This is a genomic window from Azospirillum sp. VT-I1 (genome assembly GCF_055698305.1).
Genome location: NZ_CP168804.1, coordinates 260,807 through 285,000, shown reverse-complemented (window position 1 = coordinate 285,000; position 24,194 = coordinate 260,807). Strand labels below are relative to the sequence as shown.

22 protein-coding genes and 2 pseudogenes (1 of these 24 cut by a window edge) are annotated in these 24,194 nt (G+C 69.5%); 19 read left to right on the top strand and 5 right to left on the bottom strand.

Features of this window, described 5'->3' with window-relative positions:
- Positions 1–822, bottom strand: partial view of a glucose-6-phosphate dehydrogenase gene (gene zwf / locus AB8P05_RS23580; protein WP_472761118.1) — the 5' portion only. The gene continues 699 nt to the left of window position 1, outside the view; 822 of the gene's 1,521 nt are visible here — the first part of the coding sequence; its start codon is at positions 820–822; its stop codon lies off the left edge, out of view.
- Between the two features lie 132 nt (positions 823–954).
- The gene (gene edd / locus AB8P05_RS23575) at positions 955–2,796 is read right to left on the bottom strand and encodes a phosphogluconate dehydratase (RefSeq protein ID WP_472761117.1); all 1,842 of its coding nucleotides are present in this window, start codon (positions 2,794–2,796) and stop codon (positions 955–957) included.
- A 218-nt stretch (positions 2,797–3,014) separates the two neighbouring features.
- Between edd and AB8P05_RS23570 the strand changes: the two genes are divergently transcribed.
- The 10 genes from AB8P05_RS23570 to pqqE all read left to right on the top strand — a co-directional run bounded on the left by AB8P05_RS23570 (position 3,015) and on the right by pqqE (position 9,665).
- Positions 3,015–3,401, top strand: coding sequence for a hypothetical protein (locus AB8P05_RS23570; RefSeq protein ID WP_472761116.1), 387 nt, complete (start codon positions 3,015–3,017; stop codon positions 3,399–3,401).
- Positions 3,398–3,928, top strand: coding sequence for an SIS domain-containing protein (locus tag AB8P05_RS23565; RefSeq protein ID WP_472761115.1), 531 nt, complete (start codon positions 3,398–3,400; stop codon positions 3,926–3,928). The genes AB8P05_RS23570 and AB8P05_RS23565 overlap by 4 nt, the downstream gene beginning before the upstream one ends.
- A 297-nt stretch (positions 3,929–4,225) precedes the next feature.
- A complete protein-coding gene (pedF, locus tag AB8P05_RS23560) occupies positions 4,226–4,636 on the top strand; it encodes a cytochrome c-550 PedF (protein WP_472761199.1) in 411 nt (136 codons plus the stop codon).
- A gap of 174 nt (positions 4,637–4,810) precedes the next feature.
- The gene (locus tag AB8P05_RS23555; protein WP_455175054.1) at positions 4,811–5,458 is read left to right on the top strand and encodes a response regulator transcription factor; all 648 of its coding nucleotides are present in this window, start codon (positions 4,811–4,813) and stop codon (positions 5,456–5,458) included.
- Positions 5,459–5,540: 82 nt separating this feature from the next.
- Positions 5,541–6,155, top strand: a complete 615-nt coding sequence (locus AB8P05_RS23550) for a rhodanese-like domain-containing protein (RefSeq protein ID WP_472761114.1) — start codon at positions 5,541–5,543, stop codon at positions 6,153–6,155.
- Complete coding sequence (gene pqqA, locus AB8P05_RS23545; protein ID WP_472761113.1) at positions 6,055–6,387, top strand: pyrroloquinoline quinone precursor peptide PqqA; 333 nt, start codon at positions 6,055–6,057, stop codon at positions 6,385–6,387. The genes AB8P05_RS23550 and pqqA overlap by 101 nt, the downstream gene beginning before the upstream one ends.
- A 111-nt stretch (positions 6,388–6,498) precedes the next feature.
- Positions 6,499–7,431: a pyrroloquinoline quinone biosynthesis protein PqqB gene (gene pqqB, locus AB8P05_RS23540; RefSeq protein ID WP_472761112.1), complete on the top strand. Its 933-nt coding sequence runs from the start codon at positions 6,499–6,501 to the stop codon at positions 7,429–7,431.
- Positions 7,428–8,204, top strand: coding sequence for a pyrroloquinoline-quinone synthase PqqC (gene pqqC / locus AB8P05_RS23535; protein ID WP_472761111.1), 777 nt, complete (start codon positions 7,428–7,430; stop codon positions 8,202–8,204). Before pqqB ends, pqqC begins: the two co-directional genes overlap by 4 nt.
- Positions 8,201–8,509, top strand: a complete 309-nt coding sequence (pqqD, locus tag AB8P05_RS23530; RefSeq protein WP_472761110.1) for a pyrroloquinoline quinone biosynthesis peptide chaperone PqqD — start codon at positions 8,201–8,203, stop codon at positions 8,507–8,509. Before pqqC ends, pqqD begins: the two co-directional genes overlap by 4 nt.
- A 37-nt stretch (positions 8,510–8,546) precedes the next feature.
- A complete protein-coding gene (pqqE, locus tag AB8P05_RS23525; RefSeq protein WP_472761109.1) occupies positions 8,547–9,665 on the top strand; it encodes a pyrroloquinoline quinone biosynthesis protein PqqE in 1,119 nt (372 codons plus the stop codon).
- A 156-nt stretch (positions 9,666–9,821) separates the two neighbouring features.
- Here the strand turns inward: pqqE and AB8P05_RS23520 are convergent, their stop codons facing one another.
- Positions 9,822–10,001 carry a hypothetical protein gene (locus tag AB8P05_RS23520; RefSeq protein WP_472761108.1) on the bottom strand — a complete coding sequence of 60 codons (180 nt, stop codon included), beginning with the start codon at positions 9,999–10,001 and terminating at the stop codon, positions 9,822–9,824.
- A 199-nt stretch (positions 10,002–10,200) separates the two neighbouring features.
- Here AB8P05_RS23520 and osmF point away from each other — a divergent pair, with 199 nt between their 5' ends.
- From osmF to AB8P05_RS23490, 6 genes and pseudogenes are all read left to right on the top strand, one after another.
- Complete coding sequence (gene osmF, locus AB8P05_RS23515; protein WP_472761198.1) at positions 10,201–11,103, top strand: glycine betaine ABC transporter substrate-binding protein OsmF; 903 nt, start codon at positions 10,201–10,203, stop codon at positions 11,101–11,103.
- A 63-nt stretch (positions 11,104–11,166) separates the two neighbouring features.
- Positions 11,167–12,306 (top strand): ABC transporter permease, encoded by a 1,140-nt coding sequence (locus AB8P05_RS23510; RefSeq protein WP_472761197.1) that lies wholly within the window; start codon positions 11,167–11,169, stop codon positions 12,304–12,306.
- A pseudogene (locus AB8P05_RS23505) lies at positions 12,303–13,220 on the top strand (ABC transporter ATP-binding protein); the annotation flags it as partial. The gene AB8P05_RS23510 and the pseudogene AB8P05_RS23505, both read left to right, overlap by 4 nt.
- Before the next feature lie 49 nt (positions 13,221–13,269).
- Entirely contained in the window at positions 13,270–14,028 is a 759-nt protein-coding gene (locus AB8P05_RS23500) for an ABC transporter permease (RefSeq protein WP_455175062.1), read from the top strand.
- Between the two features lie 44 nt (positions 14,029–14,072).
- The gene (locus AB8P05_RS23495; RefSeq protein WP_472761107.1) at positions 14,073–16,196 is read left to right on the top strand and encodes a 3-hydroxyacyl-CoA dehydrogenase NAD-binding domain-containing protein; all 2,124 of its coding nucleotides are present in this window, start codon (positions 14,073–14,075) and stop codon (positions 16,194–16,196) included.
- A gap of 170 nt (positions 16,197–16,366) precedes the next feature.
- A complete protein-coding gene (locus AB8P05_RS23490; RefSeq protein WP_472761106.1) occupies positions 16,367–16,753 on the top strand; it encodes a hypothetical protein in 387 nt (128 codons plus the stop codon).
- Between the two features lie 323 nt (positions 16,754–17,076).
- On the opposite strand, the gene nifJ is transcribed toward AB8P05_RS23490, so the two are convergent.
- Positions 17,077–20,610, bottom strand: a complete 3,534-nt coding sequence (nifJ, locus tag AB8P05_RS23485) for a pyruvate:ferredoxin (flavodoxin) oxidoreductase (RefSeq protein WP_472761105.1) — start codon at positions 20,608–20,610, stop codon at positions 17,077–17,079.
- A gap of 311 nt (positions 20,611–20,921) precedes the next feature.
- On the opposite strand from nifJ, the gene AB8P05_RS23480 reads away from it, so the two are divergent.
- Together AB8P05_RS23480 and AB8P05_RS23475 are read left to right on the top strand one after the other, a co-directional pair.
- Positions 20,922–21,167, top strand: coding sequence for a hypothetical protein (locus AB8P05_RS23480; protein ID WP_472761104.1), 246 nt, complete (start codon positions 20,922–20,924; stop codon positions 21,165–21,167).
- A 182-nt stretch (positions 21,168–21,349) separates the two neighbouring features.
- Positions 21,350–22,636 carry an MFS transporter gene (locus AB8P05_RS23475; protein WP_455175065.1) on the top strand — a complete coding sequence of 429 codons (1,287 nt, stop codon included), beginning with the start codon at positions 21,350–21,352 and terminating at the stop codon, positions 22,634–22,636.
- Positions 22,637–22,934: 298 nt separating this feature from the next.
- Here AB8P05_RS23475 and AB8P05_RS23470 read toward each other — a convergent pair whose 3' ends face one another.
- Complete coding sequence (locus AB8P05_RS23470; RefSeq protein ID WP_455175066.1) at positions 22,935–23,621, bottom strand: HAD family hydrolase; 687 nt, start codon at positions 23,619–23,621, stop codon at positions 22,935–22,937.
- Between the two features lie 269 nt (positions 23,622–23,890).
- Between AB8P05_RS23470 and AB8P05_RS23465 the strand changes: the two are divergent.
- A pseudogene (locus tag AB8P05_RS23465) lies at positions 23,891–24,112 on the top strand (MarR family transcriptional regulator); the annotation flags it as partial.
- Between the last annotated feature and the right edge of the window lie 82 nt (positions 24,113–24,194).

Here is a 24,194-nt window from a genome sequence, read left to right as displayed (position 1 = left end):
CTCATCGCGCACCGATTCCTGGGCCAGCGAGATCGGGCATTCCATGCCGACCAGACAGACGAGTTGCAGCAGGTGGTTCTGCACCATGTCGCGGAGCGCGCCGGACTGGTCGTAATAACCGCCGCGCTCCTCCACGCCGACCGTCTCGGCGACGGTGATCTGCACATGATCGATGTGGTTGGCATTCCACAGCGGCTCGAACAGGGAATTGCCGAAGCGCAGAGCCAGCAGGTTCTGCACCGTCTCCTTACCCAGGTAATGGTCGATGCGGTAAATCTGCTGTTCGGAGAAGACGGCGCCGACCTGATCGTTGATCTCCTGCGCCGACGCGAGGTCCCGGCCGATCGGCTTTTCCAGCACGACGCGGGAGTCCGCCGTTGCGAGGCCGAAGGCCCGCAGCTGGTCGCAGATCGGGCCGAACAGGCCGGGCGAGGTCGCGAGGTAGAAGATGCGCACTGCACCGTTGCGCTGGGCCGGCGGGTTATCCAGCCGCTCCGCCAGATCGCGCCAGCCGTCGTCGGAGGTGGCGTCGACCGGGACATAATCCAGCCGCTCCAGGAAACGGGCGATCAGGCCGGTGTCGCGTTCGTCGGCGGGGACATGCTGGCGGATCGCCTGCTCCGCCTTGGCGCGATAGTCGGACGGGCTCAGCGGGCTGCGCGAAACGCCGATGATGCGGCTGCCGTCGGCCACCTGCCCTGCCTTGTCGCGCAGATAGAGTGCCGGCAGCAGCTTTCGCAGGGCCAGATCGCCGGTGCCGCCGAACACGGTGTAGTCGAAGGGAGGCAGTGCGGGGGCGGCGACGGTGGAGCGGGATTGCATCTTCGGACCTCTCGCGTCGGTGGCACGGTGCCTCAGGCAACCCGTGCGTCATGGTGCCACAGGGATGGGCCGGTCACAATCCGGGCCGGCTTGGCCCGATGCCGGCCCGTATCATCCAGGAATGCCGCGGCCCTATCGGCCCAGCAGGTTGAGGACGGAGGCGCCGCTCTCCGCCGGGCCGGCATTGCTGCGGAACAGCGAGAACAGCTCGCGCCCGCAGCCGTGGGTGGCATCCTCGCTCGGCGGCGGCGGGGCACCGCGGCTCTCCCACTCGGCGGCGTCCACCAGGGCGTCGAGCGTCCCGGCCTCCGCGTCCAGCCGCAGGATGTCGCCGTCGCGCACGCGGCCGAGCGGGCCGCCGCCCTTCACCTCGGGCGTGACATGGATTGCCGCCGGCACCTTGCCCGAGGCGCCCGACATGCGGCCGTCGGTCACCAGCGCGACCTTGAAGCCCTTGTCCTGCAGCACGCCCAGCGGCGGGGTCAGCTTGTGAAGCTCCGGCATGCCGTTGGCGCCGGGGCCCTGGTAGCGGACGACGACGATCACGTCGCGGTCGAGTTCGCCGGCACGGAAAGCGGACTGGACGGCCTCCTGGTTGTCGAAGACGCGGGCGGGCGCCTCGACGATGCGATGCTCCGGCTTGACCGCCGAGGTCTTGATGACGCCACGGCCGAGATTGCCGGTCAGCACGCGCAGGCCGCCTTCGGCCGCGAAGGGCGCGGCGGTGGTGGCGACGACCGTCGGATCGCCGCTCTGGTCGGTGGCGGCACGGGTCCAGGTCAGGGCGCCGCCCTCGTCCAGCTCCGGCATGCTGCGGTAGGGCTCCAGCCCGCCGTCGCCCCAAACCGTGGCGATGTCGGTGTGGACGAGGCCGGCGTCGATCAGCTGGCCGATGATGAAGGGCATGCCGCCGGCCTGATGGAAGCGGTTCACGTCGGCGCTGCCGTTGGGATAGACGCGGGCCAGCAGCGGGACGACCGCCGACAGTTCCGAGAAATCCTCCCAGTTCAGTTCGATGCCGGCGGCGGCGGCGATGGCCGGAATGTGCAGGGTGTGGTTGGTCGAGCCGCCGGTGGCCAGCAGCCCGACGATCCCGTTGACCAGCGCACGTTCATCGGCGATGCGGCCGATGGGCGTGCCGGCGCCGGGCGCGGTCATCGCCACCACGCGGCGGGCGGCGGCGTCGGTCAGCGCGTCGCGCAACGGCGTGTTGGGGTTGACGAAGCTGGCGCCCGGCAGGTGCAGGCCCATGATCTCCATCAGCATCTGGTTGGTGTTGGCGGTGCCGTAGAAGGTGCAGGTGCCGGGCGCATGGTAGGATTTGGACTCGGCGTCCAGCAGTTCCTCCCGCCCGACCTTGCCCTGGGCGTAGAGCTGGCGCGCCTTCGCCTTGTCGGCGTTCGACAGGCCGGACGGCATCGGGCCGGCGGGCACGAAGATCGTCGGCAGATGGCCGAAGGCGAGCGAGCCGATCATCAGGCCGGGAACGATCTTGTCGCAGATGCCCAGGCACAGCACGCCGTCGAAGGTGGCGTGGGACAGCGCCACACCGGTCGCCAGCGCGATAACATCGCGGCTGAACAGCGACAGCTCCATCCCCTCATAGCCCTGGGTGACGCCGTCGCACATCGCCGGCACGCCGCCCGCCACCTGGGCCACGCCGCCGGCCGCGCGCACCGACTCGCGGATCATCGCGGGATAGCGTTCGTAGGGCTGGTGGGCCGAGAGCATGTCGTTGTAGGCGGTGACGATGCCGATCGACGGCTGGGTCTCGCCGCGCAAAGCCGCCTTGTCGTTCGCGCCGCAGGCCGCGAAGGCATGGGCGAGGTTGGCGCAGCCCAGGCGGTGGCGGCGCGGCTTCCCGCCGGCGCTTTCCAGCCGCGCCAGATAGGCCGCACGGCGGTCGCGGCTGCGCTCGGCGATGCGCTCCGTCACGCGGGCGACGACAGAATTCAGGGGGGCGGGCTTGCTCATGATCGCATCTCGACCGTTAGAGGGAGGCGATGATTTCCGGAACGGACCATACGCCAGGGATGGCGGGCTGTGAAGAAAATTTTTTTCATATATAGGAGCCGCCGCTGGATTTCTCGCCATGCGCGGCGAAATTCTTCATAGTGGACACCGCGCCCCGGCAGGGATGTCGCGCCGGGCGCCGCCCCCGCGGGGGCCTTCCAGGAAAGTAACTTTACGCCATGCCACCCCCGGTCAACACCGTCGCCGCCAACCCTCCACCATTGGATATATTGGAGGCGATCCGCCGTCTGCGCGGCGGGCTGAAACCGTCGGAGGGGCGGATCGCCGATCTGGTGCTGGCCGACCCGCGCCGGGTGCTGGACCTGAACGTCACCTCGCTGGCCCAGGCGGCGGAGGTGAGCGAGGCGACGGTGGTGCGCTTCTGCCGCAGCGTCGGCTGCGCCGGCTTTCCGGACTTCAAGCTGCGGCTCGCCGAATGCCAGGCGCGCGACGCCCTGCGCGACGAGGTGCGGAGCGGCACCCCCTATGTCAGCCAGGACGTGGCGCCCGACGACGATGTCGGAACGCTGGCACGAAAAATTTTTCATCGAGCGCCGCGGCATTGACGGCGGCCTCCGCGGCGCTGGACGAACAGGCGCTGGATCGGGCCATCGCCCTGCTGGCGGCGGCACCGCGGGTGCTGTGCGTCGGCACCGGCGGGTCCAGCGCGCTGGCCCAGGACGCGGCGCACAAGCTGCTGCGCTTCGGCGCCGATGCCCAACCCTGCGCCGACCCGGTGCTGGCGCGCATGCTGCTGGTCAACATGGGGGCCGGGGTGCTGCTGGCGCTGTCCAACACCGGGCGCAGCGGGGCGATCAACGAGCTGGCGGCGGCGGCGCGGGCGCAGGGGACGGCGGTGGTCGCGATCACCGCGCCGCGGTCGCCGCTGGCCAGCATGGCGAGCGTGGTCGTCGCCAGCCAGCCGGTTGAAGATACGGAGATGTACACGCCGATGGCCTCACGGCTGGTTCACCTGACGCTGATCGACGTGCTGTCGACCGGCGTGGCGCTGCGGCTGGGCGATCCGGCGGTGCGACAGCTGGCAAAGGTGAAGGCGGCGATCAATGCCGGACGGCTGCCGCCGCTGGCGTGACCTGAGCACGCTCCCTGCCGCATGCGTCATCCGACCATCGAACGAGGATCGGCAGGACCCTTCGGCCGGGCTTGAGCAAGGCGGCGCCCCGCGGCCTTGTACCATTGTCGAATAATTACGCGAACGAACGATTGCTATCCTCGGCCGCAATCCGGCCCCGCAACCGTCCCGCCTTCCCGCAAACCATCGGAAGAAGGGCAGACGGAGAACGGCGGCCATAAGAAGGATGCAGGAAGAGGACGCACCGATGACGCACCGCCCGGCCACGCCGCCTCCCTCCCCCGCCGCCGTCCGGCGCTGCATGCCGCCGCCCTGGCCGGAGCGCTGGCGCTGGCGCTGCCCGGCCTCGTCCACGCCCATGGCGACGTGGTGCCGCAGGCGGTCGACACCAGCGGGCTCGAAAAGCTGGGCGACAAGTGGCGCGACAGCAATCCCTACCGCGGCAATCAGCGCGCCATCGAGATCGGCGCGTCGGCCTTCAACCAGAACTGCGCGCGCTGCCATGGGCTGGGTGCGGTCTCCGGCGGCATTGCGCCCGACCTGCGTTACCTGGAAAAGGGCGATGCTGGCGACGAGTGGTTCAAGGAGCGCGTCATCAACGGGTCGATCCGCAACGGCGTCACCTACATGCCGGCCTTCGGTGAAGCGCTGGGGCAGGAGGCGTTGTGGGCCATCCGCTCCTGGCTGGAAACCGTGCACGAGGACTGACCGCCAAGGCCAAGGACCGGATGGAGTAACACCGATGGCGGTGCGACATGTTCGCGCACAAAACAATTCGCGTCATTCGCGGTGTTGCGCCTTCCCATTTCGGTCTGACACAATGATCGTGGAACTTTTTCACGCATCCCGTTCCATCCGCCGCTGCACAGGGGACCGCCGGCCATGACCCGGATCCTGATTGCCGATGATCATCCGATGGTGCGCGATGCCTTGCGCAGCGCGGTTCTCTATTCCTGCCAGGCCACCGACGTGATGGAGGCCGACCGGCTCGACAGCGTCATGCAGGCGCTGGAGGAGCGGGGCGACCTCGACCTCGTCCTTCTGGACGTCAACATGCCGGGCATGAACGGGTTGGGCGGGCTGCGCACGCTGCGCCAGCGCTTTCCGGCGACGCCGGTCGTCGTCGTCTCCGCCCATGAGGAGCGGCGCTGGGTTCGCGAGGCGATAGAGAGCGGGGCCGCCGGCTTCATCCCGAAATCGACCCCGCGCGACGCCATCGCCGCGGCCCTGCGGCAGGTGCTGAACGGCGAGCTTTACATTCCGCCCCAGGCCGGCGACGAGAGCGTCGAGGAGGCGGAGGACGCCGAAACCGCGGAGATCGCGCGGCGCATCGCCACCCTGACGGCGCAGCAGCTGCGGGTGCTGGAACTGCTCGGCACCGGGAAGCTGAACAAGGAGATCGCCTTCGACCTCAGCATCACTGAAACGACGGTGAAGGCGCATGTCTCCGCCATCCTGCAGAAGCTGAAGGTTTACAGCCGCACCCAGGCGGTGGTGATCGCCAACCGCGTTCTGGCCGAGCGGCGGTGAGGGGCTGGTGCGCCCGCTGACAGCCTGGATTGCCGCGGTGCTGCCCCCTCCCCGACCCTCCCCCTCTTCGAGGGAGAGGGAGTTGAGCGCGGAAGCGGCGGAGTTCCCTCTCCCGCCACAAGGCGGGGGAGGGTTAGGGAGGGGGCAGAACTTTCCAAAACTCGCCGCCCTCCTCCTTCTATTCGCCTTCACCACCCCCACCCTCGCCGCCGGCATCCCCCAGCCCGACGGCTATCGCCTGTCCGACTACCGCTCCCCCACGCCTGACGGCATCGCCGGCGGCGAGACGGTCGACACCCCGGCCGTGCAGTCCCTGCTGTCACAAGGCCGCGTCATCCCGATCTTCGTCCAGCGGCTGGAGCGCAGCACGCTCCCCGGCGCGCCCTGGCTGCAATCCAAGCCCTACCGCCAGATCCCCGGCAGCGTGTGGCTGCCAAACGTCGGCATGGGAGCACCCGACCAGCCGACCCTGGCCTGGTTCGAATCGCAGCTGGAGCGGCTGACGGCCGGCGACCGGACACGCGGCCTCCTGTTCTATTGCCTGTCCGATTGCTGGCTGTCGTGGAACGCGGCCAAGCGCGCGGTGTTGCTTGGCTATGCCCGGGTCCATTGGTACCCGACGGGCATCGACGGCTGGATGGAGGCCGGTCTGCCGACGGAGGAGGCTCATCCCCTGCCGCCTCCCGCCGCGCCCTGAGGCGTTCATGGCGACCCGCTTGCGGGCGGCGTCGCCGAAAGGGGTGGCGGATTGCACCATCGTAGCATGGCGGTCCTCCGCCCCGGACCGCTACTCTTCATCTCGCCAACCATCTTGGTCAGCAACAGTCAGCAAGCAGGAGCATCACGCAATGAAGACCTGGCGCAAACCGAAGACCACCGAGATTGCCGTCGGCACCGAGATCAACGCCTACGCCTGCGCCGGCCTCTAAGCCGGCCGGCAAGGAGCCGGGGAGACGGGATGCTGGCATCCCCTCCCCCGGCATCCGATCCAGAAAGCCGCGGAAAGACGGTTCTCAACAAAGGACGTGAAGGCGGTGGCGATGAAGATTCTCGTCCTCGGTTCGGCGGCCGGCGGGGGCTTCCCGCAATGGAACTGCGCCTGCGAGGGCTGCCGCCGTGCCCGCACCGGCGACCCGGCGGCGAAGCCGCGCACCCAGTCGTCGCTGGCGGTCAGTGCCGATGGTGAGCGCTGGCTGCTGCTGAACGCCTCGCCAGACCTCGGCGCCCAGCTGCTCGCCAACCCGCAGCTTCACCCCAAGGGGTCCTTGCGCGGCAACCCGATCGCCGCGGCCCTGCTGACCAATGCCGACATCGATCATGTCGCGGGTCTGCTGACCCTGCGCGAATCCCACCCCTTCGCCGTCTACGCCACGCCGCGCGTCCATGGCGTGCTGGCGGCCAACAGCGTCTTCAACGTTCTGAACCCGGAGTTCGTCGCCCGCCGCCCGATGGCGCTGGGCGAGCCGTTCCAGCCCGCCGGTGCCGACGGCCGCCCGCTGGGGCTGGAGGTGGAGGCCTTCGCCGTGCCGGGCAAGGTGGCGCTCTATCTGGAAGATGCGTCGGCCGGCCCCGGCTTCGGCTCCGTCGCCGAGGACACGGTGGCGCTGCGCATCCGGCCCAGCGACGGCTCGAACGACGGTTTCTTCTACATCCCCGGCTGTGCCGGCATGCCCGGCTGGCTGGCCGACCGGCTGCACGGCGCGCCGCTGGTGCTGTTCGACGGCACGACCTGGACCGACGACGAGATGATCCGCAGCGGCACCGGCGTGAAGACGGCGGCGCGCATGGGGCACATGCCGATGTCGGGGCCGTCGGGCAGCATCGCCGCCTTCGCGCCGCTGAACGTCGCCCGCAGGATCTACATCCACATCAACAACACGAACCCCGCCCTGCTGGAGGATTCGCCCGAACGGGCGGAAGCCGAGGCGGCCGGCTGGCGCATCGCCCATGACGGGATGGAGCTGACCCTATGACTGAATTGATGTCCCGTGAGAAGTTCCGCGCAGCCCTCTATGCCATCGGCGAGCGGCAGTATCACGACCTCCACCCGTTCCATCAGCTGCTGCACGGCGGCGGGCTGAAGAAGGGGCAAATCCAGGCCTGGGCGCTGAACCGCTTCTATTATCAGGTGTCGATCCCGCGCAAGGACCTGACCATCATGTCGCGCATGGACGACCCGGCGCTGCGCCGCGCCTGGCTGCAGCGGGTGCTGGACCATGACGGGCTGACCCAGGCCGGCGAGCTGGACGAGACCAAGGTCGGCGGCATCGAACGCTGGCTGCGGCTGACCGACGGGCTGGGGCTGGACCGCGACTATGTGAAGTCGCTGGAAGGCATCCTGCCCGCCACCCGCTTCGCCGTGGACGCCTACGTCAACTTCGTCCGCGACCATTCGCTGCTGGAGGCGGTTGCGTCTTCGCTGACCGAGCTGTTCGCGCCGTCGATCCACCGCGAACGCATCGCCGGCTTCGAGCGCAACTACGCCTTCGCCAACGACAGCACCCTGTCCTATTTCCGCAAGCGGCTGGACGAGGCGCCGCGCGATGTGGAGTTCGGGCTGGACTATGTGCTGACCAATGCCCATACAGCGGAACAACAGCGGCAATGCCTGCGGGCGCTCCGTTTCAAGACGGAACTGCTGTGGGCCCAGCTGGACGCCCTGCACCATGCCTATGTCACCCCCAACCTGATCCCGCCCGGCGCCTTCGTGCCGGAGGACATGGAACCGACGCGGTACAGCCGGTGAACGCACTCTCCCCCCAAATCGGGTCCCATATCGGCGAAACCGACCGGCTGCGGCTGGCCCCCGGCGTCATGCTGCGCAACGACCGCCGCCGCGGCCAATGGATGCTGATGGCGCCCGAACGGCTGCTGGTGCTGGACGAGATGGCGTTGGCGGTGGTGCGCGCCTGCGTCGGGGCGGAGGTCGCCGATGTCGCCGCCGGCATCGACCGGCTGACGGCGGAATACGACGCCCCGCGCGCGGAGGTCGCCGCCGACGTGCTGGAGATGCTGACCGACCTGCGCAACAAGGGTTATGTCGTCACATGAGGTGCCCCGGGAGGTGCGTCCTCAGGAGGTCTATCCAATGAGCTGCGCCCTGCCCGCCTTCGCCGCCGCGTCGGCTGATGATCCGGCACCGCCCTTCGCCGTGCTGATGGAGCTGACGCACCGCTGTCCGCTGCGCTGCCCCTATTGCTCCAATCCTGTGGCGCTCGATTCCGCCAGCGCGGAACTGGACACCGCCACCTGGAAGCGCGTGCTGGACGAGGCGGCCGACGTCGGCGCTTTGCAGGTCCACTTCTCCGGCGGCGAGCCCTGCGTCCGCAAGGATCTGGAGGAGCTGGTCGCCCACGCGACGGAAATCGGGCTCTACAGCAACCTGATCACCTCCGCCGTCCTGCTCGACCGGCCGCGGCTGGAGCGGCTGCAGCGGGCCGGGCTTCAGCATGTGCAGATCAGCCTGCAGGACGCCGAAGCCGCCGGTGCCGACCGCGTCGGCGGCTACAAGGGCGGCCATGCGAAGAAGCTGGAGGTGGCGCGCGCGGTGGTGGCGCAAGGCTTGGCGCTGACAATCAATGCGGTGCTGCACCGCCACAACATCGATCGGGTCAACGACGTCATAGACCTCGCGATGGATCTCGGCGCCGGGCGGATCGAGATCGCCAATGTGCAGTATTACGGCTGGGCGCTGGCCAACCGCGCCGCGCTGATGCCGTCGCGCGACCAGCTGCTGGCGATGGATGCCGCGGTGCGGGCGCGCCTGCCGGAACTGGCCGGGCGGATCGTCGTCGATTACGTCGTGCCCGATTACTACGCCCGCCGGCCGAAAAGCTGCATGGGCGGCTGGGCGCGGCGCTTCATGAACGTCACCCCGCGCGGCCGCGTCCTGCCCTGCCACGCCGCCGAGACCATTCCGGGCATGGAGTTCGAGACGGTCCACGACCGCAGCCTGTCCGACATCTGGCGCGACGGCCCGGCCTTCACCCGCTACCGCGGCACCGCCTGGATGCCGGAACCCTGCCAATCCTGCGATCACAAGGAGGAGGATTGGGGCGGTTGCCGCTGCCAGGCGCTGGCGCTGGCGGGCAGTGCCGATGCGACTGACCCGGTGTGCGAACTGTCCCCCGCCCATGCGGAGGTCGCCGTGCTGCGCGACCGCGACGCCGCGGCGCTGGAAGCGGAGTGGCGGTATCGGGGGGTGTGAGGGGCGTGGGCTTCGAATACCCCCTCCCCATCCCTCCCCGCTCCGCGGGAGAGGGGGTAGGACGCTTGCAGCAGTAATGCAAAGGAGCGGCGGCAGTCCCCTCTCCCGCGTAGCGGGGAGGGTTAGGGAGGGGGCACCCGCTCCAACCACTCCCCATCACTCATCCCGCCCCGACCCGCCCTTCTTCTTCCCCCCGCCGTCCTGCTTGTTGACGGTGGCCCAAGCGCGCCGCTCCGCCTCGTCATGCGACACGCCGCGCTTCTCGTAGCCTTTCTCGATATGTTCGGCCTTGCGCTTCTGCTTATCGGTGTACTTGTCCTTGTCGCCCTGGGACATCGGGTCCTCCTGTCGCAGTTTCCCGCTCAACAGCATCGGCAACCGTGAGGTTCCTCACCGGATTAGGCTGAATCTCATATCCGGGACCGGACAGACGGAAAGCGCGTCTTGCCGTGGGCGCGGCCGTCACCCATCCTCTGACCAAAGCTTACCCGGGGGAGGATCAGGGGTGTTCACACTGTTCAACAGGGGCCGCGCCATGATGGGTGCGGCGGCGCTGGCGCTGGGCCTGATCGCCGGGTCGGCGCAGGCGGCCGATGCGGTCCGCGTCGGCTCCAAGCTGGATGCGGAGAGCGGTCTGCTCGGCACCATGATCCTGCAGGTGCTGCAGGCCAACGGCATCCCGACCGAGAACAAGATCCAGCTCGGGCCGACCAAGATCGTGCGCGGCGCGCTGCTGTCGGGCGAGATCGACGTCTATCCCGAATATACCGGCAACGGCGCCTTCTTCTTCAATGTGGACAGCGACCCGGTCTGGAAGAATGCCGGTGCGGGCTATGAGAAGGTCCGGCAGCTGGACCAGGAGAAGAACAACGTCGTCTGGCTGAAGCCGGCGCCCGCCAACAACACCTGGGCGCTGGCGGTCCGCCGCGACGTGGCCGACGCCAACAAGCTGAAGACGATGGAGGATTTCGCCAAGTGGGTCTCCGGCGGCGGCAAGGCGAAGGTCGCGGCCTCCGCCGAGTTCGTGGAGAGCCCGGCCGCCCTGCCCTCCTTCCAGCAGACCTACGGCTTCGCGCTGAAGCCCGACCAGATGCTGATCTTGGCCGGCGGCGACACCGCCGCCACCATCCGTGCCGCGGCGGAACAGACCTCCGGCGTCAACACCGCCATGGTCTATGGCACCGACGGCGCCATCGCCGCGCTCGACCTCGTGGTGCTGGCCGACACTAAGGGCGCGCAGATGGTGTATGAGCCGGCGCCGACCGTCCGCGCACCGGTGCTGACGGCGAACCCGAAGATTGCCGACCTGCTGAACCCGGTCTTCGCCGGGCTGGACGCCGAGACGCTGCGCGGGCTGAACGCCAAGATCTCGGTGGACGGGCAGGACCAGAAGCAGGTCGCCACCGACTACCTGAAGTCCAAGGGCTTCCTGAAGTAAGCCGGTGACGTGACCGTTCGCCTCCCCCGCCGCCTGCCCCTGCACAACCGTGTCGCCCTGCTGATGGCGCTGGCCGCGGCCGTCGCCGCCATGGCGCTGCCGTTCCTGGGCTTCGCGCCCAACCGGCTGCTGTCCGGACGACCGGTGCCGCTGTGGGCGGCGGTGCAGGGCTTGGGCGGACTTGCCCTTCTGCCCGGTCTGGTGCTGCTGGCGACGCCGTTCCTGCGGCCGACCCGCCTCGGGCTCGGCCTGACCGTCGCGGCGGGGGGACTGTTCGCGGCCGGGTTGGTCTGGCTGGCCGGGCATCACGCGGCGGTGCTGGCGCAAGGGGCCTCGGCGGCGGCGCGGACCTCCTTCGCGTCAGGCTTCTGGGTGATGGCGGCGGCGGGACTGCTGACGGCGGTGGATGCGGCGCGGCGGCTGGGCCTCGGCGCCGTCGGCCGGATGGCGGTGGGCGGCGCGGTCGCCGGGCTGGTGGCGCTGCAGCTGGCGTCCGGTCATCTCGACCAGCTGTCGATCCTCAAGGAATACGCAAACCGGCGCGACGTGTTCGGCGACGCCGTGCTGCGCCACGCCACGCTGGTGGCGGCGGCGCTGGTGCCCACGCTGCTGGTCGGCGTGCCGCTGGGCGTGGCGGCCCACCGGGTCGAGGCGGTCGGGCGCGCGGTGTTCCCGCTGCTGAACGTCGTGCAGACGGTACCCTCCATCGCCCTGTTCGGGCTGCTGATGGCGCCGCTGGCGGCACTCGGCGCCCTGCTGCCGGGCTCCGGCATCGCCGGGGTCGGGCCGCTGCCGGCGGTGATTGCGCTGACGCTCTATTCGCTGCTGCCCATCGTCCGCAACACCGCGGTCGGGCTGGACGGCGTGCCCGCCCCGGTGCGGGAGGCGGCGCGCGGCATGGGGCTGACGCCGCGCCAGATCTTCCTGCGCGTCGACCTGCCGCTTGCCCTGCCGGTCTTCCTGTCGGGGCTGCGCATCACCGTGGTGCAGGCGGTCGGGCTGGCGGCGGTGGCGGCACTGATCGGGGCCGGCGGCCTGGGAGCCATCATGTTCCAGGGGCTTTTCGCCAACGCGCTGGACCTCGTGCTGCTGGGGGCCGTTCCCGTCATCCTGCTGGCGGTTGCGGCCGACGCGCTGCTGTCCATCGGCATCGCCGCCGCCACGAGCCACATCGGTCTTCCGCCGGGAAGGAGTGCGCCATGATCGAATTCGAGCGCGTGACCAAGCGCTTCGGCTCCTGGACGGCGGTCGACACCGTGTCCTTCACCGTGGCGGAGGGGGAGTTCCGCGTGCTGATCGGCCCGTCCGGCTCCGGCAAGTCGACGGTGCTGCGCATGATCAACCGGCTGATCCCGGCGGACGAGGGCGCCATCCGCATCGACGGCGAGGACATCGCCTCCCTGAAGCCGGAGGAGCTGCGCCGGCGGATGGGCTACGTCATCCAGTCGGTCGGCCTCTTCCCGCACTGGACTGTGGAGCGCAACATCGCCACCGTCCCGGCCCTGCTGGGCTGGCCCAAGGCGCGCATCCGCGACCGGGTGACGGAGCTGCTGGAGCTGCTGAACCTCGATCCCCGCCGCTACCGCTCCGCCTATCCGCACCAGCTGTCGGGCGGGCAGCAGCAGCGCGTCGGCGTCGCCCGCGCCCTGGCGGCGGAACCGCGCATCCTGCTGATGGACGAGCCGTTCAGCGCGCTCGACCCCATCACCCGTGCCAGCCTGCAGGCGGAGCTGTCGGCCATCCACCGCGGCACCGGCACCACCATCATCTTCGTCACCCACGACATGGACGAGGCGCTGCGGCTTGGCGACAGCGTCGCGGTGATGGACCATGGCCGGCTGGTCCAATGCGCCACCCCGCTGGAGATCCTGACCCGGCCGGCCAGCCCGCTGGTGCGCGACCTCGTGGGGCGCGAGGAATGGGGGCTGAAGCGGCTTGCGGTGGAGACGGCCGGCGACCGCGCCCGCCCGCAGGAACGGGTGGGCGGCGAACCGCTGCCGTCGGAAACCCCGCTTCACCGCGCCCTGTCGGAGATGGTCGCCCGCGGCGCCGAACGGCTGCCGGTGGTGGATGGCGACGGCCGCCCGGCCGGGGTGCTGCACCTGTCCGACCTCGTGCGTCCCGCCCCCACGGGGCGCCCGGCGGCGCCGCTCCGGGCGGGACGGCATGACCGGCGCCGGCATGGCCCCGCGGGAGTTCCTGACCGACCGGCTGATGCTGGGGCTGGCGGCACTGGTGGCGCTGGTTCTGGGCATGCCCTCCCTGAAGCCGCTGTTCGCCACCCTCTATCCCGGCCTGGACCGCCCGCTCTACGAGGCGGAGAGCTTCGTCCGCCTGACGCTGGACCATATGGTGCTGGTCGGCCTTTCCAGCCTTGCCGCCATCCTGCTGGGCGGCGGGGCCGGCATCGCCGTCACGCGCCCTTGGGGGCGGGAGTTCCGCGGCCTGCTGGAGACGGTCGCCACCATGGGCCAGACCTTCCCGCCGGTGGCGGTGCTGGCGCTGGCGGTGCCGGTGATGGGCTTCGGCCCCGAACCGGCGCTGATCGCGCTGACGCTCTACGCCCTGCTGCCGGTGGTGGAGAACACGGTGGCCGGGCTGGACGGCGTATCGCCTGCGGTGCTGGACTCCGCCCGCGGCCTCGGGATGGGACCGGCGGAGGTGCTGGTCAAGGTGGAGCTGCCGCTGGCCGCCCCGGTGATCCTGGCCGGCGTGCGCACCGCGGTCATCATCAATGTCGGTACCGCCGCCATCGCCTCCACCGTCGGGGCGAAGACGCTCGGCCTGCCCATCATCGTCGGGCTGAACGGCTCCAACCAGGCCTATGTCATCCAGGGCGCGCTGATCGTCGCGGCGCTGGCGGTGGTGATCGACGCCGGCTTCGACCGGCTGGCGGGATGGGTGACGCGCTGGTCGCGGCGCTGACGCGGACCGACCTTCCCTGATTTGAGCCTTTCCGGAGAGCCCCGATGCCGTCGCCGGCACAGACTGAAGCGGTCCAGCCCACCCCCGTCCGGTATGCGCGCGAGGGGCGCGTCGGCGTCATCACCGTCGATCATCCGCCGGTGAATGCGCTGGGCCATGGCGTGCGCAGCGGACTGGCGGAGGCGCTGGAGGCGGGGCTTGCCGACACAGGCGCGGACGCGCTGCTGCTGGTCTGCGCCGGACGCGGCTTCATGGCCGGGGCCGACATCCGGGAGTTCGGCAAGCCGTCCGCCCCGCCCACCCTGCCGGAGCTGGTCGCCCGCTTCGACGCGGCGGACAAGCCGGTCATCGCCGCCATCCACGGCATGGCGCTGGGCGGCGGGCTGGAGGTGGCGCTGGCCTGCCATTTCCGTGTCGCACTGGGATCGGCGAAGCTCGGCCTGCCGGAGGTGAAGCTGGGCCTGCTGCCCGGCGCCGGCGGAACGCAGCGGCTGCCGCGGCTGGTCGGTGCCGCCAAGGCGCTGGAGATGATCCTGTCCGGCGAACCGGTGGGAGCGGAAGAGGCGCTGGCGATCGGCCTCGTCGATGCGGTGGAGGAGGGCACCTCTGTGCTGGAGGCCGGCCTTCGCGCCGCCGAACGGCTGCTGGCGCAGGGGCGGGTGCCGCAGCCGGTCAGCGCCCGCACCGGCCGCATCGCCGGCACCGACCCCGCCCTGTTCGACGCGAAGCGGGCGGAGCTTGGCAAACGCCTGCCGCACCTGTTCTCCCCCCACCGGATCGTCGATGCGGTGGAGGCCGCCGTCACCCTGCCCTTCGCCGAGGGCATGGCACGCGAGCGGGAGCTGTTCCTGGCCTGCATGGACTCGCCCCAGCGCGCCGGCCAGATCCACGCCTTCTTCGCGGAGCGCGAGGCGGCGAAGGTCCCCGGCCTGCCCGCCGGCACGCCAACGCGGGAAATCCGCAAGGTGGGCGTGGTCGGGGCCGGCACCATGGGCGCCGGCATCGCCATGTGCTTCGCCAACGCCGGCATCCCGGCGGTGCTGCTCGACTGCGCGCAGGAGGCGCTCGACCGCGGCGTCGCCGCCATCCGCCGCAGCTACGAGGGCACCGCCCGCAAGGGCCGGCTGACCGCCGCACAGGTGGAGGAGCGGATGGCGCGGATCCGCCCGACCCTGTCCTACGGCGACCTCGCCGACGCCGATCTGGTGGTGGAGGCGGCGTTCGAGAACATGGCGGTCAAGCAGGAGATCTTCCAAACGCTGGACCGCAACTGCAAGCCGGGCGCGATCCTCGCCACCAACACCTCGACGCTGGATGTCGACGCCATCGCCGCGGCGACCGACCGGCCGTCGGATGTCCTCGGCATGCATTTCTTCAGCCCGGCCAACGTCATGCGCCTGCTGGAGGTGGTGCGCGGCGCCCGCACCTCCGACGACGTGCTGGCGACGGCGATGGGGCTGGCGCGCCGGATCGGCAAGGTGGGCGTGGCGGTCGGCGTCTGCCACGGCTTCGTCGGCAACCGCATCCTGCACCGGCGCGGGGTGGAGGCGATGGCGCTGGTCGAGGAGGGCGCCAGCCCCGAGCAGGTCGACCGCGTGCTGACGGAATTCGGCTTCCCGCTCGGCCATTTCGCGATGACCGACCTTGCCGGCATCGATGTCGGCTGGCGCATCCGCGAGGAGCGCCGGCGGGCCGGCGATGGGGAAGCGGAGGCGCACGACTGGCTGGACGTGCTGGCGGAATGCGGCCGCTACGGCCAGAAGACCTCGGCCGGCATCTACCGCTACGAACCCGGCAGCCGCACCCCCATTCCCGACCCGGAGGTGGCGGCGGTGATCGCGGAGGACCGGCGCCGCCGCGGCATCGTTCCCCGCATCGTCGGCGAGGGCGAGATCCGCGAGCGCTGCCTTTACGTCATGGTCAACGAGGCGGCCAAAATCCTGGAGGAGGGCATCGCCGCGCGACCGGTGGACATCGACGCCATCTGGCTGCACGGCTACGGCTTTCCGTCCTGGCGCGGCGGGCTGCTGTTCTGGGCCGACCGCGAGGGGCTGGCCAGAATCGCCGCCGCCGTGCAGCGTTACCATCGCGACATCGGCGGACCGCAATGGCGCCCGTCCGCTTTGCTGCTGCAACGGGCGGCGGACGGACAGCCCATCGGATGCTGAATCCGGAATGTGGATTACAGTCCGGAAACTTGTTTGCGTTACCGATTGTTAGGATTCTTCCCTATACTCTTCCCACAGAGCCGCTCCACCGGCCCCCTCCCGTCCCCCCAGGCGGCGGGACCGGCGAGACGGCCCTGGAAACGACCCGAGCCTTGCCGAAGGGGAAGAGCATGAAGGACATCACCGTCGCAGCCACCGACTGGGGTCTCCACGCCGTCGCCTGCACCGGCCTTCCTCTTGTTCCCCCCTCCGTCTGGCTCGGGACGCTGCGCACCGCGCTGTCCGGCGCCGGCACCGGGTCCAGCCTGTTCCTGGATCTGCGGGAGGTCGGCAATTCCCCCTGCCGCCGTCCCATCTCGGCGCCCTGGCGTCGGTCCTGGTCCAGGCCGGGTTCAGTGCGGTTCTGGTGCCGGATCTCCGGCTCGGCCATGCGCTGTGCGATGCGGTCCGCCGCAGCGGCGGCACGGGCGGCAGCGGGATGGCCGCCGGCCTGCGTGTCCTCCCGACGGAGGGCCGCGACCGGGTCGCCATCGCCGCCGCCTACCAGTGGCTGCTGAGCGGGCGGGAGCCTGCGGACGCCCTGCGGGTGTCCGACGGCCGCCCGTCGGTTCTGGCCTTCCCCGTCACCGCGGCTCACCGGCCCTCGGCCTCCCCGGCCCGGCCGACCTGCGCCGCGCCGGCTGACGGGTCTTCCGCAACGGCTGTCTTGCAACCGTTCATTCCTGCAGTCATCGTCGTCTCACCTGCCTTGTCGCCCCGGCCGGACACCCGTCCCGCCGGGGCTTTTTATGCGCACCGCGTCCTTTCCCGAACAATCACAGGGCAACGGCCCTTCGGCATCCCGTGGCGCCGGGCAGGGGAAGCGCCGGGGGCGGCTCCGCTACTCCTTGAACCCCGCCATATGCTCGAACAGGTGGCGCTTGCGGCGGATCTCCGCCTCGGCTTCGTCCAGCAGCGCGTGATAGCGCTCGGGGTTGCCGCGCTCCACCGCACTGAAGCGCGACTCGCCGGCCATGAAGGCGGCAAGGCCGGCCGACGGGGCGCCGCTGTCCAACTGCAGGGCGGTCTGGCCGGCGGCGAGCCGGCGCGGGTCGCGGCGGTAGAGCGACCAGTGGCCGCTGTCCACCGCCAGTTTCTGGTGCTCCAGCCCGTGCGACAGCTCATAGCCGTGGGCGACGCAATGGCTGTAGGCCAGCACAAGCGACGGGCCGCGGTAGGACTCCGCCTCCATCAGCGCGTTCAGCGTGTGGCTGTCGCGGGCGCCGAAGGCGGTGCGGGCGACATAGACATGATCGTAGGCCATCGCCATCAGCCCCAGGTCCTTCTTGGCGGCGGACCGCCCGGCGGTGGCGAATTTGGCGGAGGCGCCGAGCGGCGTCGCCTTGGACTGCTGGCCGCCGGTGTTGGAATAGACCTCCGTGTCCATCACCAGGATGTTGACGTCGCGCCCCGACGCCAGCGCATGGTCGAGCCCGCCATAGCCGATGTCGTAGGCCCAGCCGTCGCCGCCGACGATCCAGACGCTCTTGCGGACCAGATAGTCGGCCAGCTGCTCCAGCCGGCGTGCCAGCGGGTCCTTTACCGTGGCGAGCTGACCCATCAGGGTGGCGACGCGGGCGCGCTGCGCGGCGATCCCGGCGGAGTCGGACTGGTCGGCCTCCAGCAGCTCCGTCACCAGACCGGGTTCCAGCCGGGCGGACAGAAGCGCCAGCGTGTCGCGCGCCTGTTCGGCCATCTGGTCGATGGCGACCCGCAGGCCGAGCCCGAACTCCGCATTGTCCTCGAACAGCGAGTTGGCCCAGGCTGGACCATGGCCGGCGGCGTCGGTGGTGTAGGGCGTGGTCGGCAGGTTGCCGCCGAAGATCGACGAGCAGCCGGTGGCGTTCGCCATCACCATGCGGTCGCCGAACAGCTGGGTCAGCATCTTGATGTAAGGCGTCTCGCCGCAGCCGGCGCAGGCGCCAGAGAACTCAAACAGCGGCTCCAGCAGCTGGGTGTGCTTGACGGTGGCCGGCACCGCCTCGCGCGGGATGGCCGGCAGGCTGCGGAAGAAGTCGAAGGCCTCCTGCTCGCCGGCCAGCGCCTGGACCGGCCGCATCTCCAGCGCCCTGCGGCCGGAGCCGCCCTTGTCATGGGCGGGACAGACGGCGACGCACAGGCTGCAGCCGGTGCAGTCTGCCGGCGAGGCCTGCAGGCGATAGCGCCCGCCGGGGAACTCGCGGCCCTTGAAGGGAATGGTCTCGAAGCCGGCCGGCGCGTCGGCCAGCGCCGACTCCGGCACCACCGTGGCGCGGATGGCCGCATGCGGGCAGACGAGCACGCATTTGTTGCATTCGATGCAGAGGTCGGCGTTCCAGCCCGGCGCCTCCGCCGCGATGCTGCGGCGTTCATACTTGGACGTGCCCGTCGGCCATGTGCCGTCGACCGGGAAGGCGGAGACCGGCAGCCGGTCGCCATGGCCGGCGATCATCATGGCGGTGACACGCTTGACGAAATCGGGCGCCGTCTCCGGCACCGGGGCCGGCCGGTCGTGGTCGGCGGTGACGTGGTCCGGCACCGGAACGGTCCGGAGATGGGCGAGCGCCTGATCGACGGCGGCGATGTTGCGCCTCACCACCTCCTCGCCACGGCGGGAATAGGTCTTGGCGATGGCCGCCTTGATGTCGGCGATGGCGTCCTCCACCGGCATCACGCCCGAAAGCGCAAAGAAGCAGGTCTGCATGATGGTGTTGACGCGGCGGCCGAGCCCGACCTCGCGCGCCACCGCGCCCGCGTCGATGGCATGGAGCGACAGCCTGCGCTCGATGCAGATGCGCTGCACCTCGGCCGGCAGGGCGTCCCACACCTGTTGCGGCGTGCCGGGCGCGTTCAGCAGGACCGTGGCGCCGGGGGCCGCCATCTCCACCACCTCCACCCGCTCCATCAGCGGCAGATGGTGGCAGGCGACGAATTGCGCCTGGCCGATCAGATAGGGGGCGCGGATCGGCTCCTTGGAGAAGCGCAGGTGCGAAATGGTGGTGGAGCCGGACTTGCGGCTGTCATAGACGAAATAGGCCTGGGCGTGGCCGCCGGATCCCGACTTGGCGGTGCGCGCCTGGATGATCTTGATCGAGTTCTTGTTGGCGCCCACCGTGCCGTCTGCGCCCAGCCCGAAGAAGACCGCGCGGGAGACGCCCGGCTCCTCCATGCCCCAGGCCGGATCCCAGGGGATCGAACGGTGGGTGACGTCGTCGGTGATGCCGACGGTGAAGCGGCGCTTCGGGCGGTCCCGCTTCAGCTCGTCGAACACCGCCTTCGCCATCGCCGGGGTGAACTCCTTCGACGACAGGCCGTAGCGGCCGGCGATCACCATCGGTTCGGCAAGCGCCGGATCGGTGGCGCGGGACTCGGCCAATGCCGCGACCACGTCTAGATAGAGCGGATCGGCGACGGCCCCCGGCTCCTTGGTGCGGTCCAGCACGGCGATGCGCCGGACGGTGGGCGGCAGGGCCGACACGAAGTCGGCGATGGCGAAGGGGCGGAACAGGCGGACGGTCAGGCAGCCGACCCGCTCCCCCTCCGCCACGAGCCGCCGGACCGTGCCGGCACAGGTCTCGGCACCGGAGCCCATCACCACCACCACCCGCTCCGCCTGCGGATGGCCGGCATAGTCGAACAGGCGATAGGCACGGCCGGTGCGCGCGGCCAGTTGGTCCATCATCTCCTGCACGATGGCCGGGCAGGCATCGTAATAGGGGTTGGCGGCCTCGCGGGCCTGGAAGAAGACGTCCGGATTCTGCGCGGTGCCGCGGACGACGGGATGGTCCGGCGTCAGGCCGCGGCGGCGGTGGGCATCGACGCAGGCGTCGTCGACCAACGCGCGCAGATCGTCGTCAGCCAGCGTCTCCACGCAATTGAATTCATGCGAGGTGCGGAAGCCGTCGAAGAAATGCAGGAACGGCACCCGCGCCCGCAGGGTGGCGGCATGGGCGACCAGCGCCATGTCGTGCGCCTCCTGCACGTTGGCCGAGGCCAGCATGGCGAAGCCGGTCTGGCGGCAGGCCATCACGTCGGAATGGTCGCCGAAGATCGACAGCGCATGCGTCGCCAGCGTGCGGGCCGCCACATGCATGCAGAAGGGCGTCAGCTCCCCGGCGATCTTGTACATGTTGGGGATCATCAGCAGCAGGCCCTGCGACGCGGTGAAGGTCGTCGCCTGCGCCCCGGCCTGCAGCGCGCCATGGACGGCCCCGGCCGCTCCCCCTTCCGACTGCATCTCGACCACCTGGGGAACGCTGCCCCACAGGTTTGGACGGCGCGCCGCCGACCATTCGTCGGCGAACTCCCCCATCGGCGAGGACGGCGTGATGGGATAGATCGCGATCACGTCGCTGACGCGGTAGGCCACCGACGCCGCCGCCTCGTTGCCGTCCATGATGCGGGCGGGGGTGGGGCGGAAGGCTGTGCGAGCAGTGCGGAAGCTGTGGATGCGGGGGTCTGGGACATGCCGGGGAAATCCTCTTGCGTGGCGACGGTCGTCTCCGTGGGTCGACTTTCATGGACGGGGCCGGCAGGGGCGCGACCGAAGGAAAGGGCTGCAGGAAACGGCGGTCGACCGGGGAGAATGGTCGGCTCCCCGGTGGCCGGCGGCAATGACACGCGTCAGTCCGCCGCGGATTTTCCGCCTGCCGCCGCCCTGCGCTGCACAACGATCTGATATATTACTTTTGCAGGGAAGGTCCCAATTTGTCGCATCGCAACATGGGCGGCCCTGCGGGCGGGCAATGGGGCGAGTCCAGTAACGACTTTCCTTTCACGGATATCCGAACCGCAGAACCATCCATTCAACTCAAACGAACATTGCGCCGCAGCAATGAAATGGCCGCTGGCATCGCCCCCGGCATTGCTGCAATCGCGAAGAAATTGGCGCGCCGCAACAACGGCCTGCGACATTTTCGCCAGGGCTGGAGTCGGCCCCGGAAAACCACTTGATGCTCCTTCTGATATATTAATATACCTTTCTCAACACTGCTCCCGCACCTTTGAAACGAAGCGGAAGCGTACCCGACGCCCGGCACCGATCACCCGCTGGCAAGACATCCCCGTCAGGGATGGCCGACCAGCGCCTGTACGTGCGCACCGGCGCCTGCCCACGGCAGGCCTGTGAGGAAAACATGAAGAAGATCCGTGGTTTGCGGTGGCAAATCCTTGCCCTGATGATGCTCGGCACCGTGGTCAACTACATCGACCGCAACACGCTGGGCATCCTCGCGCCGACGCTCAAGGAACAGCTCCACTTCACGACCGAGCAGTATTCCTTCATCGTCAGCGCCTTCCAGCTCTGCTACAGCCTGATGCAGCCGATCGCCGGCTACATCACCGACCTGATCGGCCTGAAGCTCGGCTACGCCATGTTCGCCTTCGTCTGGGGCACCGCCGCCGCCATGCATGCGCTGGCCGGCGGCTGGCAGTCGATGGCCTTCTTCCGCGGCCTGCTGGGCATCAGCGAGGCGGCCGCCATGCCGTCGGGCGTGAAGACCTCCACCCTGTGGTTCCCGGCCAAGGAACGCTCGATCGCCACGGGCTGGTTCAACACCGGCAGTTCGATCGGCGCGATGGTCGCCCCGCCCTTCGTCATCTGGCTGTCGCTGACCTACGGCTGGCAGGAAGCCTTCCTCGTCACCGGTCTGCTCGGCGTCGGCATGTCGGTCCTGTGGTACATGCTGTACCGCAACCCCGAGAACCATCCGCGCCTGACGAAGGAGGAGCACGCCTACATCCTGGAAGGTCAGGAGCATGTGGAACTGCCGAAGCCGTCGGTGAAGCGCGTGCTGGGCAAGGGCAAGTTCTGGAGCATCGCCGCCGCCCGCTTCCTGACCGAGCCGGCGTGGCAGACCTTCAGCTTCTGGATCCCGCTGTACATGGTCACCACGCGGGGCATGGACATCAAGCAGTTCGCCCTGTTCGCCTGGCTGCCCTTCCTGTTCGGTGATCTCGGCTGCATCCTCAGCGGTTATCTGTCGCCCTTCTTCGTGAAGCGGTTCCGGATGTCGCTGGTCAACTCCCGCATCGCCGGCGTCGGCATCGGCGCGCTGTGCATGGTCGGCCCGGCCCTCATCAGCTTCTCCGCCAGCCCGATCACCGCCATCTTCCTGTTCTCGCTGGGCGCCTTCGCCCACCAGATGCTGTCGAGCCTGCTCTATGCCCTGGTGACGGACACCTTCGAAAAGCAGGACGTCGCCACGGCGACCGGCTTCGGCGGCATGGCCGGCTACATGGGCGGCATGATCTTCTCGCTGATCATCGGCCAGCTTGCCACCACCATCGGGTACGAGCCGCTGTTCGCCTGCCTGACCGTGTTCGACCTGACCGCCTTCGTGATCATCGCCCTGGTCCTGGGTGAGCGCGGCAAGAATGCCGCCCCGTCGGTCCCGAGCGCCGCCACCGGCACCGCGGACTGAGCCTCCGCCGCACCTGCGATCCGAAACGCCCTCCGGCCACGCCGCCGGAGGGCGTTTTTCTTGCGCAGGGCGGACTTGGCGCAAGGGGGAGCGGCAGTTGGACAAAAAAACTGGCCAGCGCGTCGAACCCCCTTGCCAAAGGAATAAGATATTAGTATATTAGTCGCCGTACCGCTGGATGCGCCGTGGTCTGATCGCGGCACAACTTGTTGGACGTTCCTCTCGGACTTCAGAGCCGCCGGTTTTCCGACGGCTCTTTTTTTGCCTCGGCCACGGGGTGAGAGGAGCGTCCTGCGGCTCAGCGGCGCCCGCCCACCTCGTCCAGGTGCTTCAGCATGTCGGCGGGATCCTCGTAGACGCGCAGGGCGCCGGACCGCTCCAACTCCTCCCGGCCATAGCCGCCGGACAGCAGACCGATGCCGAGCGCCCGCGCACGCTGGGCGGCGATCATGTCCCAGATGCTGTCGCCGACCACGAAGGCGCTCGCGATGTCCACGCCGATGCGGGCGGCGGCGGCCAGGAACAGGTCGGGATCGGGCTTGGCATATTGCACCTCGTCACGGGTCACAACGGCGGCACGCCCGGGATCGACCCCCAGCTTTTCCAGCGCCGGCCGCGCCGTCTCCATCCGTCCGCTGGTGGCGATGGCCCAGGGAATGCCCATGCCGGTCAGCGTCTCCAGCAAATCCCGCGCGCCGGGCAGCGGCACGACCCCGGCCGCCAGCCGCTTGTAAGCCTCAGCATGGCGCCTGCGCAGCCGGTCGAGAAGGTCCTGGTCGATGGCAAGCCCGGTCTCGCGCAGCAGCATGTTGGTGAACAGCCCGCCGCTCATGCCGATCTTGCGGTGGATGCGCCACACCGACAGCGCAATCCCCTCTTCGTCGAGCGCCTCCTTCCAGGCCAGCACATGCTGATACACGGTGTCGGTCAGCGTCCCGTCCAGGTCGAACAGGAAGGCGTTGGTCATGTGGGGAAAGCTGGTCATGTCCCTCGGGTCCATCGGTTGGCTGGGCAGGATCGCCGATGCCGGCATGCCGGACAGGAACAGACGTGGGAGTGGCCGCCGCGCTTCGCCAAACATTTGCGGCGGACAGAGATGGATTTCCTTCGACGATAATCCGCGCGAACTCAGCCACCCTTTTCACCACGCGGACGCGAAGACTGCCGCTTCCGCTGGCGGGTTGACTTCGATACAGTCCCCGACAAAGCTTGCGGCCGGTCTGTCCGGCGCGATGTCGGGAGCGGGAGAGGCGCGTGTTGGAAACGCCGCAGGGCGACGGGTGGTCTGCCGATGATGATCTGGTTACCCTGCTGGATCAGGTCAGCAGGCTTGTCTACGGCATCGGCTTCGCCGACGGGCTGTTCCCGGCGCAGTGGGTGGCCTTGCGCTATTTCCACGATTCGCCGGAGCCGGCACGCACCCTGACGGCGCTGGCCCGGTTCCAGCGGATCCACCTCGCCCCGGTCTCGCGCACCGTCTCCACCCTGGTGGACAAGGGCCTGCTGGCCCGCCGGCCCCATCCGGGGTTCAAGCGCGGCTGGCTGTTCGACCTGACCG